Annotated in this window: 6 protein-coding genes; all 6 read right to left on the bottom strand. The window is 42.3% G+C overall.

Annotation, left to right across the window (positions count from 1 at the left end):
- Positions 1-5 precede the first annotated feature (5 nt).
- The 6 genes from HY960_09355 to HY960_09330 all read right to left on the bottom strand — a co-directional run bounded on the left by HY960_09355 (position 6) and on the right by HY960_09330 (position 12914).
- Positions 6-644 (bottom strand): hypothetical protein, encoded by a 639-nt coding sequence (locus HY960_09355; protein ID MBI5215949.1) that lies wholly within the window; start codon positions 642-644, stop codon positions 6-8.
- Positions 645-655: 11 nt separating this feature from the next.
- Complete coding sequence (locus HY960_09350) at positions 656-1387, bottom strand: glycosyltransferase (protein ID MBI5215948.1); 732 nt, start codon at positions 1385-1387, stop codon at positions 656-658.
- Between the two features lie 13 nt (positions 1388-1400).
- Entirely contained in the window at positions 1401-3926 is a 2526-nt protein-coding gene (locus HY960_09345; GenBank protein MBI5215947.1) for a TonB-dependent receptor, read from the bottom strand.
- A gap of 1 nt (position 3927) precedes the next feature.
- Positions 3928-5463, bottom strand: coding sequence for a lysine--tRNA ligase (gene lysS, locus HY960_09340; GenBank protein MBI5215946.1), 1536 nt, complete (start codon positions 5461-5463; stop codon positions 3928-3930).
- Positions 5464-5641: 178 nt separating this feature from the next.
- Complete coding sequence (locus HY960_09335) at positions 5642-8668, bottom strand: T9SS type A sorting domain-containing protein (GenBank protein MBI5215945.1); 3027 nt, start codon at positions 8666-8668, stop codon at positions 5642-5644.
- Between the two features lie 391 nt (positions 8669-9059).
- A complete protein-coding gene (locus HY960_09330) occupies positions 9060-12914 on the bottom strand; it encodes a T9SS type A sorting domain-containing protein (GenBank protein MBI5215944.1) in 3855 nt (1284 codons plus the stop codon).
- Between the last annotated feature and the right edge of the window lie 107 nt (positions 12915-13021).

Below are 13021 nucleotides of genomic sequence, written 5' to 3'. Positions count from 1 at the left end.
TTAAATCAGGGCAATCCACCATTTGGGTAGACCATTGCTTTTCCGATAACTGTAAAGAGAAATGGTGACACAGAAATTACCTCGAGATTTTTAAAGACTGACAATTCACCTTGAACGATCATTTCTTCCGGGTCTGAACAGATAACTTGATATCCGAGATGTCTTGCACATTCACGTCGAAACGCATAGACATAATTCATCTCTCTCGGAAAATAAACGCTATCATCCCCTTTCAGATTCCAGTAGAATTGAAACCCAATCTGTTGACCGGGGAGTAGCATCATTTTTTTGTTTGAAATAAGATCTTGATTCAAAAAATCTCGCTCGCCAAACTCAATCGTCCGCTCCCGCCCTGGATTACGAAGCCATGAGATTTTCATCGTCCCGCGAATATTTACAGTATCGAAAAATACTTCATCATAAATATTTTCACCGACAAGTTTAATCCGAATCATCTGTGCACCCGGCGGTGCAATTCTATCTGCAAGTTGTTCAACAAGTTCAACCTTTACTGAAAGTACTTTTTCCGGTGGAACATACACAGGTAATTCTTCCTTACAGGAGAGTGAAAACATTCCTACGAAAAGAAAGAAAAGAAAAACACTACGCAAAGGAGTTGTTGTTGAGTGTTGAAAATTCATCATAGTCATTTCTTCTATCGAACTACTTTCCATTGTGTGACAGCAGATTTTCTAAATATCATCACACTCATCGCATTGAGAAACCACAAGCCACTGATGTAAAGGTAACCGAATTTCCGATACCTTCTCGGTGACTCTCGAACCGTAAGAGCGTGTTCAAAAATAACGTTACCGAATTTTTTCAAACGAGTAAAGATATCGAAATCTTCTCCGGCAACCATTTGTTCATTAAATCCGCCCACGCGTTCAAAATAAATTTTTTTTATGATTTGACACTCTCCTCTCCCCATTCCGATTCCAATAATATTCAGCAGATAAAAATATTTGTTGTAGAATTGATGAAATACTTTATCGACCAGTGTTTCTTCCTGATGATACACCCGAACATTACATGTTACAGCAATTGCATTTCGTTTTTCGAGCGTTTGATGGAGAGTTTGAAAAAAATGTTCGATGTTTTCAATCATTACATCAGCATCAATGAACATGAGAATATCCCCTTCTGAAATTGTAGCACCGAGATTTCGCCCCATAGCAATCGTCTGAGGTGTTACCTCGTTCGAGTCAATAACCTTATCAGCGTTTTGATGAGCGATTTCAAGAGTCCTGTCTGTACTACCGCCATCACTCACAATAATTTCAAGTTGAAAACGCTCTCGTAATTGTGGAGTGAATTGAGAAAGTGTCTTCTCCAAAACTCTTTCTTCACTTAATGTTGGGATGATAATACTGATTCTCGGCTTCATCACTATTCTCTGATTACATTTCGTACTTAATGCCAAATGCAACCCTTCGTAATTCATAGTACGCTGAAGGATCGGCTAATTGTCCTCCGATTTTGCCATTGGCATCAGCCCATCGAGCATTGAACGAATTGAATAAATTATTGACGCTTCCATAAAACATCAGAGCAGTTCCCGGAGTAAGGAGAAGTCGTTTCGAGAATTTCATGTTCAGTGTACTACTGGATGGAAGACGTTCGTTGTTCGGAATGAACACTCTTGTTGTATCAAGCGCTGTAAAACCATCGCGGGTCGGGAAATATGTGTAGGGCTTACCCGTACTGTACGACCACATGATGTTCCCGGAAATATCGAACGGTAAATTCAAATCCAATTCAATTTTTAATGAGTGAGTCTGGTCCCAACTTAACGGGTACGGAGTGTTCGCGACCGGAAATCCCCACTGATGCAAATTGATACCTTGGTCAACATAATCGCTTACGCCTTCCGTTCGCATAAGCGTGTACCCGATTGAACCGGCAATATCTTCACTTCGATGGCGCATAAAAACCACTTCGATTCCTTCAGCATTCGCAAATGCATTGTTCACGTACTCAGCAAAACCATAGTCACCGGCAGAACGTGCTTTCGATGCCAGGAACGTTTTTGAATCTATCTGGTCAATAAATTCTTTTTTGAAATACGTAAGACTGACCATGTCTTTCTCATCAAACCCATACTTGAATCCGATTTCCCAGGCATGTGTGCGTTCGGGTTTCAAATCAGGATTTCCCACAAGTACGTTAACGCCACTCCGCAGCTGCGATGGATTAATTCCCGAATACAAATAATCAAACAAGGGAAATTGAAAATAGTGTCCGTAATTCATCACCACCAAAACATTCCATGTCAGAGGAAACGACAACCCCATACGCGGTGAAAGTTGTTGCTTCATTGATGCCTTCACAAACTTGGTGAGTTGTGTTTGATATTGACCGTTTGCCGAATCAACAAGAACATTTTCAACAACCGGCCGTTCGCTCGAAGGGTCAAGAAAATCCCATCGGAAACCAAGATTCACTGTCGCTCCGTCTGCTTCAACCTGTAACTTATCCTGCAAATAAATTGCACCCGAACGAGGATAATATTGATAACTTGTACTAAAATTCAACAACGGCTCATCAACTAAAATTTTCCCGAAATATGTTCGCTGAGGTTCGTACTTTACGAGGTCGGAAAAAATATCATACTGGTTGATTTCAAACCCGAACTTCAGCAAGTTGAGTGGATTCGGTTGAATTACCAAGTCGCCCTTCGCAGTCATAATATTTTGTTTCGTCTCAGCCCACCACGCTCTGTTTCCACTCACAACATATTGTAGAAAGAAATCATAATTATACGGCGTCAGGTCAAGAGAATTTTTGTCTCCATCGCCTATGCTGTTAAATAAATACGAGTAACTCAAATTCAGTGAATAATGTACATCGTCAGAAAGCGTGTGTGAGAACAGTATTGAAGTTCGGTCAGATGTTCGACTCCGTCCCGGTAAACCATCAAGGTTAAACCTCCAACTAAATTCATAATCTTTCCATTTTCTGAATGAGTAAATTGTTTGGGCAGACAATCTCATTTTCGAAGTGATGCCATAATCCAATTTCGTCATCCCACTGAAATCATTTGTAATGGGCGAATCAAAAAACTTTGTGAAGTCCTGCCACCATCGTGTATCATCCGTGTGATATGTGTTCGCACTAAAATAATGCAATTGCTCGCGAACAATCGGACCGGATAACGTCAGTTCGGCTTCTGTTGTTTTGTTGTGTTGAGAATTCCAATCACCTGCGAGCCAGTTATCTTTTTCTATTCGAAGAATGGAAGAGTGTCTGTCGTTACCGCGCTTTGTAATGATGTTCACAATTCCTGAGAGGGCATTACCATATTCCGCTTCGTAACCTCCTGTCTGAACAGAGAATTCCGTAATAGAACTTTTCGGAAGGGATGAAGTCATCCCGCCGGAAATGACATTTTGCAACGGCAGTCCATCAACAAGATAAACTACCTCAGACGCTTTACCGCCGCGAACGTTCCCCTCAGCAGTTACACTCGGAAAGAGTGACATTAATTCCTGAACATCACGTACGGGAAGTTTTTCCACCTGAGAACCACCGTAGGAAAAATTCGTGCTCGTAACATCTTTTTCAATTAACGGGCGCTCGGCGGTAATTTCCATCTCTTTCAGTTCAAGAGTAGATTGTGACAGCGTAACGGTCAAGGTCGTCCTTAAATCAGGGCGAATAACAACGCCGCGCATGACTGTTGATTGGTATCCAACGCTGGTAAATCGAACATCGTATGTTCCGGCATCAACATTACTAATCATGAATCTTCCTTCGACATCGGTTGCAGCGCCGATACTCGTTCCGATGATTAACACGCTGACGCCAATAAGAGGGTCATCCGTGTCTTTATCAATTACTTTCCCATCCAAAATTCCTTTCGTTCCCGCATGGAGAAAACCTCCTAAAAACAGGATTGAAAAAAATACAGATATATGTTTTATCATCTCAATGTTCCGGCTTCATCTGAGGGAAGAACAGCACATCACGAATTGAATCCTGATTCGTTAATACCATTGTCAGTCGGTCAATGCCGATTCCAAGTCCTGCAGTCGGAGGCATTCCGTACTCCAATGCCCGGAGGAAATCTTCATCAAGCATCTGTGCTTCTTCATCTCCCTTGTCTTTCAATTTCATTTGTTCTTCAAAGCGATACCGTTGGTCAAGCGGGTCGTTCAACTCACTGAATGCATTGCACAATTCATGAGCATTGACAATCACCTCAAACCGTTCGACAAGTCCTGCTTCGGTGCGATGGCGTTTCGCGAGCGGCGACATTTCAATCGGGTAATCAGTGATAAATGTCGGTTGAATTAATTTCGGTTCGACAAACTCAGAGAAGATTTCATCAATCATTGAACCCCAACTCATTCCCGGTTCAATTTCCAGATGCAATTCTTTCATCACTTTCTTGACATCTTCCTCAGTCGTTCCGCGAAGATTTCTTCCTGTGTATTCTTTGATTGCATCAAACATTGTTATGCGTTTCCATGGCGGGGTAAAATCAATTTCGTTCTCTCCGACCTTACACTTCATCGAACCGTTCACTTCGAGCGCAACCATACTCACCATTTGCTCGACCAAATCCATCATCCATTTGTAATCTTTAAATGCGACATAGAGTTCAAGCATCGTAAACTCAGGATTGTGCGAACGGTCCATTCCTTCATTTCGAAAATCTTTGGAAAATTCATACACTGCATCGAAGCCGCCTACGATGAGTCGCTTGAGATACAATTCATCCGCGATGCGCATGTACAAATCAATATCGAGTGCGTTGTGATGGGTAATGAACGGTCGGGCAAACGCACCGCCGTACATCGGCTGAAGAATAGGCGTTTCAACTTCCAGGTACCCTCGTTCATCAAAGAACTTCCGAATCGTGTTCATGATTTTTGTTCTTTTGATGAATACTTCCTTCACTCCTTGATTCACAATCAAATCAACATAACGTTGACGATAGCGCAACTCTTTGTCGGAAAACGGGTCAAAAACTTGCTTGTTCCCTTGCTCATCTACTTTTTCTTTGACAATCGGTAGTGGTCTCAGCGATTTTGAAAGTAACTCGAATTTCTTTGCATGAATGGAAATTTCTCCCATTTTCGTCCGGAAAACATAACCTTCCACTCCGATGATGTCACCAATATCCAACAACCTGAATGATTCGTATGAATCACCTACTTCATCCCTTTTCAGATAAACCTGAATTTTCCCTTGAGAATCCTGAACGTGACAAAACGAGGCTTTTCCCATACGACGTATGGACATAATTCTCCCGGCGACAGATACATTCTGTTGAGGGGCATCATCTTCGAACTGAGAAAGTATTTCGTGTGAGAAATGTGTTCTGGGAAATTCGTACGGATAGGGATTGATGTTTTGCCGTCTGAGTTCTTCCAACTCCTCACGGCGTCGTTTCATCAACTCGTTCATCTCATCAACGTGAGATGGAATGGTGTTTTGTTCTTGGGTTTGTTCGGACATTCTGAGTAATTATTAAAAGGGAGTCAAATATAGAAAGATTTCGTTGGACTATCAAAACAAAAACCCATCCCGTCCTGCGGAGCGGGACGGGATGGGTTAGAACATTCACTTGTAATTATTGTGATTAATGAAATTTACACAACATCATCACAATAGTTTCAAAAAGAACAAGTGTAAATTACCGCATCAATACGGTCTTCTTCAAATCGCTGAAGGAACCGGCGGATAATTTATAGAAGTAAATACCACTCGGCAAATTCGATGCATCGAACTCGACCGACTTGTATCCTGCTTCTTGAACTCCATCAACCAATGTTGCAACTTCCTGACCGAGGAGGTTGAACACTTTCAACGTGACATATTCATCATTTGGTAATGAATACTTAATCAACGTTGTCGGGTTGAAGGGATTCGGGTAACTCTGGCTCAGTGAAAATACTGTCGGCTTTGCATCAACTACATTTTCTGATGCCTGAGGCGGAGGCGGAGGTAATTCATTCGTCGGGACAATCTTGATTGCGTTCTTTGCATTAAACGTGCAGGGATTGCAAACAGTCAGAGTTCCTGCTGATGAAGATTTCACCCAATATGCTTTTCCTGGTTCAATAACACTTGCTACGTTGTAGCCATTGTCATATGCAAAGAATTGTGATGTTACAATTCCACCGGGTGTGCTGGTGATGGTATTTGTCAACACGTTCGTGCTGATAGAACCAATCATATTCCAACCTGCTTCTACTGTAAAATCATCGGAAAGAATGCTTGTACCATTGACCTGAACAGATTGAGCGCCTGAGAATTTTAGCCAGTAGCCTGGACCATTTGCCAATGTTGCAGTTGCGGCATATCCACCGGCATTACTGAATCCGAATGCATCGGTTGTTGCTGTCGGGAATACTGCTGTCTTTGCATAATTTGTAACTTCGCGAGGAACGGAAACCATATTCCATTTATCTGCAATTGAGAGGACTGTACCTTCTACTGCATTCGTCATTTCCGAACTACCCATTTGACCAAAGGTATCAACAACGGTCGCACTGACCATGAAGCGAGTGAAATTCAGTATGTGGTTGCTACCAAATCCATTTTCGTTATCGTTGCCACCTCCGTTGTTTACTGCATCAGCGAAGTTAGCGCCGTATTTATACTGCGGTTGTAATGTTGTATATGCGCTAAAGGTAATATCCTTTGAGAAGATACCATCAGATGAAGTTACGTCACCGTTTGTTCCATCATCATAGAGTTGAATCATTCTCACTGCATGACTATCGGGCCAACCATCACCGGGCCACTGTAACGGTAACGCACTTCCGGCGATGTGAACAGTATTAATTACAGGGAATGGATTTCCACTAATTGCAGAAACTGCGCCCGGCATATACACTGTAAACTTTACCGTGCATGCCTGATTCAACACTGTTTCCAACGTTCCATTGTTAAACGAGCCAGAATATTCTGCAAGTCCTGCGTCGTATTGACTTTGTGAAATGTTGAACTTTCTGTTGTCAATACTTTCCCAATTATTATCCTGATACCAGAATTTAAATTGGATTTCATCACAAAGCATGGACATTCTGGGGAATATCGCTTCATAAATATCCGGGTTCAATGGATTAGGAGTCATAATAGTAGTCATAGAAGCCCAGCCATTGAAGTTACCATTTACAGAAACCGTATCAGTGTTCGGGTCGAATCTTCCTGACAATCGTTCCAATTCCATATTGCAGGAGAAGACGAGGTCAACATTGACTGCGGTTGTTGGCGGACATGCATCTCTGTCAAAGAAATCAGTAAACGAACCACCATCTACGTTTGTGATGGTACGATGCGGGTCTCCTTCCCAAACATCACCTGGATTATAATGAAACTTAAAATTAAGAACTTCGTTCCCTGCTATATCCACTGTTACAGTATATATTGAATCGTTATTACCATCAGTCATGGTAATTGGATTTGTGCCCCAATTTGTAAAATTACCTCGCACACTAACAGTAGAACCTACGGGATTAAATGTTCCTTTTAATGCCTTTATGCTCATATCAACATTAAATGTATAAGCATATTTTGCATTTGACTTAGGTGAATTCCCCATCTTTCCGAATGTATCAGAAACGGTAACTTGAGTCATGTAGCGAGTCATATTCAAGATATGATTACTACCGAAACCGTTCTCATTATCATTACCACCTCCATTATTAACTGCATCAGCAAAATTGGCACCATATTTAAACTGAGCGCTGAGAACAGTATAAGCAGGAATTGTCAAATCCTTTGAATACCAACCATCTGCAGCAGTTTCATCACCGTTGGTTGCGTCATCATATAGTTGAATCATTCTCACTGCATGGCTATCGGGCCAACCAGTGCCGGGCCACTGTAATGGTGCAGCGCTTCCAGCAATGTGAACTGTATTGATAACTGGAAATGGATTACCAGAAATTGCAGAGATTGCACCCGGCATATAAACCTTGAACTTTACAATACAAGGTTGGTTTAAGACCGTTTCTAATGTTCCATTGTTGAACGAACCTTCGAAGCTCACAAATCCATCATCATAAACACCTTGAGTGATTTCAATCTTTCTATTATCAACACTCTCCCAGTTGTCACTCTGGTACCAGAATTTGAATTGAAGCTCATCACAGACCATCGAACTTCTTGTGATCGTTGCTTCATAGATGTCGGGATTTAATGGATTCGGTGTCATGACAGTTGGTGTGCCACCCCAATCATTGAAGTTTCCTCGTACCTGAACTGCATTTGTGCCGGGATTAAATCTTCCTGAAAGTCTTTCTAATTCCATGTTGCAGGAAAATGTAACTTCAATATCTTTTGCAACTGTTGGCGGACATTCATCGTTATCGAAATATGCTTCATAAAAACCACCGCCGCTTGGAACAGTGTACTGGCGATTAGAAACGCCTTCCCAATGATCATCCGGATTGTAATGGAATTTAAATTGGATTGCTGTAGAAGCTGGAATATCAACTGTAACTGTATAGATGGAATCATTGTTCCCATCTAACATGGTTACGGGATTAGTTCCCCAATCAGTAAAACTACCACGAACAGAAACTGTCGCGGTTGTGGGATTAAAGGTGCCTTTCAATGCTTTTATCTTCATGTTCACACGGAATTCAACATCATCCGCGTACACAAAGTTAAATGCAAGAAGAGTCACTAAAATGAGAGTAACTATTTTCATTGTTTTTCTCCTCGTGAGTATAAATTGTTATTAATGTAAGTTAAAATAAGTAAGACTAAAATCTTGCGTTAAACGAACCTGAAAACGCGATTAAGTATAACTGCTTTTTTATAAAATTACAAGGAACATTTCATATTTTTCTTTCAAAAAAAAGTAGTTCTAAAGGGTTGAAATAAACCTAATAACGTGCCACCTGGATAGAAATTTTATAGATGAAAATGAACAAAAATGAAACAATATATTAGTTTTAATACAAATTTGTTTCATTCCTGATGAAAACTCCCTTTGTAAATTTCAGAAATGAGAATCGGTTTTCCGATTGTAAAAAGTATGTCGTTGTTTTGGAGGGAAATTGCATCTTAAATGAAATCTCCCTCCGCGATTTTTACCTTTATCGAACGAGCAACATTTTCCTGACTGCAAATTCATTTCCAGCATGTAGGTGATAAAAGTACACCCCGCTCGATAATCCGGTTGCATTGAAGGTTGTTTCATGCCTACCTCCTTCAATTTCCTCGTTGTTTATCAGCGTAGCAATTTCTTGTCCAAGCACGTTAAACACTTTAAGACTGACAACACTTTTACCTTGTAACTGATAACTTATAACTGTCACAGGGTTGAATGGATTAGGATAGTTGCTTGACAAAATAAAATCCTCTGTGTTTAATTCACTTTCCGATGAAATATCTTTGTGTGTTGTTTTAGAAACCGGTAATGCCGCATCAGGTGAACCATGAACAGTTGCAATATCAAGCTTCGTCGTTCCTCCATCGCTTGTGCCGGCAACAATCAACGCACATGTTGATGCGGCAGCAGCGATATTGTATGCAACATCATTTTTTGATGAAGCACTGTTGTAATCCCCTACCCACTCGGATGTTCCGTCCATCATTGCAAGTCTTTGGGTGATGTAATCAAATTTCTTTGTACTTCCTTGCTCACTTCCACCGGTGACAAATACAGCCGCTTCAGCATCACACGCGACGATTGAACGGGCATAATCATTCTTCCCACCATTATACCGTGCTTCCCATTGTTGAGCGCCGGAAGAATTATATTTCACTGTTGCATAATCATATTTCGTTACACTTCCTTCGCTCGCGCCAGTTACATAAACATTTCCACTTCCATCAAGTGTAAGTGCGTAGGCGGCATCGTTCTTATTCGCAAAACTGTTATACACACTCGCCCACTGTTGAACTCCGCCTGAATTGTACTTCACTGTTCCATAATCAAACTTGGTTGAACTTTCACTCGCACCGGTAACATACACATTTCCTGAACCATCAACCGTAACGGCAAAGCCATAATCTTTTTTGCTTGATTGATTATACCGTGAGGGCCATCCAGCAACCACCGAACCACCGCCCGCGCCTCCTGTATATTTCACTGTTGCATAATCAGTTTTCGTAATTCCGCCGTCGCTTTCCCCAGTCACGATTACGTTGCCGGAATTATCAACAACTAGCGCATATGCTTTATCCACTTTGTTACTCGATCCGTTGTATGTTGTTGCCCAAAGTTGTGTGCCGTTAGAAGTCGCATACGCTACAATCAAATAATCATTTTTTGTTGCAGTTCCGCCATCCGTCTCTCCGGCGATATAAACAACATCTCCGGCGGGTGAAAGTCCGATAGCGTATCCTGCTTCTTTCTTATTTACAGTACCGTTGTTATATCTTGCCGTCCAAAGTTCGTTTCCGAGCGGGTCGTACTTCACAGTGAGTGCATCCATTTTTGATGTACCTCCATCGCTTTCACCGGTTACATAAACATTTCCGCTTGCATCTACTGTAACCGCATACGCTTTATCATCTTTATTGACCGAACTGTAATTGTACCGTGATGACCAGAACTTATTTCCAAACGCATCATACTTAATTGTTACGTAGTCGAACTTCTTCCCTGTTCCGCCGTCGCTGTAACCGGCAACGTAACTGTTCCCCGCCGCGTCAACTGCGAGACTGTGCGCTAACTTCTTCGCAACTGTCGGAATTGCGAATCCAACATCCTCCGCTTTCTTGAGTGAATAATCGTACCGGTTTGTCCAATCAGCAATACTTGAAGTTGATGAAACATCATACGTGAATGTTTTATTATCAAGAAAGTCCGCCTCCGATGAATTATCAAACCGACCGAGAAGTATATAAGCAGAACCATCTCCTTTATTGATTCCCGCCGTCGCCGCAGTTCCGCCGTAGCCACTGCTTCCTCCCGATGCATCCCCGGTTGTCCACTGCATATCGCCATAGGTGAATCGGACATTATTCCCCACACCAATTGTCGCATCTGTCCCGTCGGTGATTGTCAATGTAAAAGTATTCACCTTGTCAGCGTGTTGATTGTTGTACCCGACACCGTTCCAAATGACTGACAAACTTGAAGAACCAAGAACATAATACACCAATCCACTCGATGCGCCGCGCGTATCAACATCAGCCCAAAAAGGAGCAATCATCGGTGAAGCAGAAACTGCCGGAAAGGTAGTTGGCGTAGCAGTTGCAACCGCCGAGCCGAAAGAAATATTACCGTTGTTATTGATGTACGCCTGCGTGTAAGAAGTTCCGTACAATGTAAAAGTAAAACCAAGATTGATGACTCCGCTCGACGCGTTGTCGTTCCTGTAATCCGGCGCGCTCGCTCCGCTGAACGGAACAACAGGCGTTGCAATCTTTCCCCACCAAGTTCCCCAACGATTGGCAGTTGCCGAAGCATATTCCTGAATCGTCCATAAATCCAAATCATTGGTTGGGTCAACACAGGTGTTTGTATAATCGCCCCAGCGATTTTCCGTACCTGTAAATTTCTTGTAGTACGTATTTTCACCGGCTTTCAACAATGCCTCATCACGCAGTGTGCTTGCGGCATCGGTAGAAGAACGATAAGAATAAGACGCACTTGCATATATCGAAGAAGAAAATTTTGAATATCCGAGAACTACTTCTTCACTGCTGTTGACGCCGATGCTTGGAAACGCGTAGAAGTTTGTATTCGTTGCGTCGTCCACTCTGCCACGCTGAACGATTGCACCCGCAGTTGAAACTTCCCACCATTGAACAGAACTGCGGGTTGTCGTTCCGCTTGCCGGCAAAAATATTGTGTGTGTCGTCCAGAGAGAACCATTTCTATAAACGACATTTTGAATGCGTGAATCGTTGGTAGCAATTTTATTTGCCGTTCCAAGTTGCGGTGCGAAATCAGTGCCGCTCGATGCGCCTTCCTGCCACGGGTTCGCTGTTACAACAAACGCGCCCGGAGTTACTACTTCCGAACCAACAGTTCCCGTAATTGTGTAGAGGCGTAAGTATCCGCTTCCACTTGAGTTGCCGTTCCAATCTTGAATGAGGTAAAGTGTTGTCAACGAATTATCAAACGTATGCGCAGGAACTTGAGTGCCGCCAAAACTCGCATCAAGCGCGACAAGCGTGTGTGTTGCCGCAACGTTTGCATACAAATCTGATTTCTTAAAAATATAAACATTGGAATTATCAAACGCCCCACCCATCGTGAACATGTTCACTTGCACAGCAATCCAATCCTTATTGAAACCGATGCTCGGATAATCAGCCCACGACAAATTACTTCCATGAGCATCAACAGAAAATAAATACCAAGTACCTGTCGGGTCGTTCGTTGCTGTTACTCCAATCAGGATGGCAGAATTTGCTTCCCACGCGTTCGCTACGCACGTGAACATCCACCGGTTGTTGTACGGGTCATACATAATTTTCGGGTCGAACGCGTCAGGCGTACCAAGCGTCGTCCAAAAACCATCGAGCGAAGCAGTGCTGACTGTTACTCCTGATTTATCCTGAATACGAACCTGAGAGTTTAATGTCGTCATCAAATGATTCACCCCGACAGCGCCATGGACATCAGGAGGAATAGAAGTGTTGTTATCGGGGAGCGCTTCAAAGTTCGCGGCTGTGGGTGGAGAGGGAGAATTGATTTCTGCAGGCGTGATAACTTCCGGCTGTGCAACATCGCTTGCATTTCCGGCATCGAACGGGACTGGAAGATTACGAGGAAGTTTATGTTTCTTCGGGACTTTCGCGTTCTTTGTAATTCCAATCGTCGAAACTGCGGATGCGGTTACTGCTTGTTGCCACGTAATTGTTGCACGCATGGCTTCTCTGCCGGATGTTCCGCTTAACGGTTGAGCATCAAGATGGAAAGAGAATAGGAAAATACAAATGCTTATTGGAAGCAAAAGATTTTTCAAGAGAAAAAATTTTTTGAAGAACATAGATACACCTTAAAGTAATGAGGTAACGAACGATTGATGATAACGTAATTTTAGGGAAAAGTCAAGGCATTTTATCTCATCAACAATATTTTTTTTGTATGAATTGA

This window comes from Ignavibacteriota bacterium (assembly GCA_016212665.1).
Taxonomy (GTDB): domain Bacteria; phylum Bacteroidota; class Ignavibacteria; order UBA10030; family SZUA-254; genus FW602-bin19.
The sequence above is the reverse complement of the archived record's forward strand: the minus strand, read 5'-3'. Positions and strand labels throughout refer to the sequence as shown.

Excerpts from the sequence above, each read along its gene's own strand:
- HY960_09355 (MBI5215949.1), bottom strand. The coding sequence starts at position 644 with ATGATGAATTTTCAACACTCAACAACAACTCCTTTGCGTAGTGTTTTT.
- HY960_09350 (MBI5215948.1), bottom strand. The coding sequence starts at position 1,387 with ATGAAGCCGAGAATCAGTATTATCATCCCAACATTAAGTGAAGAAAGA.
- HY960_09345 (MBI5215947.1), bottom strand. The coding sequence starts at position 3,926 with ATGATAAAACATATATCTGTATTTTTTTCAATCCTGTTTTTAGGAGGT.
- lysS (MBI5215946.1), bottom strand. The coding sequence starts at position 5,463 with ATGTCCGAACAAACCCAAGAACAAAACACCATTCCATCTCACGTTGAT.
- HY960_09335 (MBI5215945.1), bottom strand. The coding sequence starts at position 8,668 with ATGAAAATAGTTACTCTCATTTTAGTGACTCTTCTTGCATTTAACTTT.
- HY960_09330 (MBI5215944.1), bottom strand. The coding sequence starts at position 12,914 with ATGTTCTTCAAAAAATTTTTTCTCTTGAAAAATCTTTTGCTTCCAATA.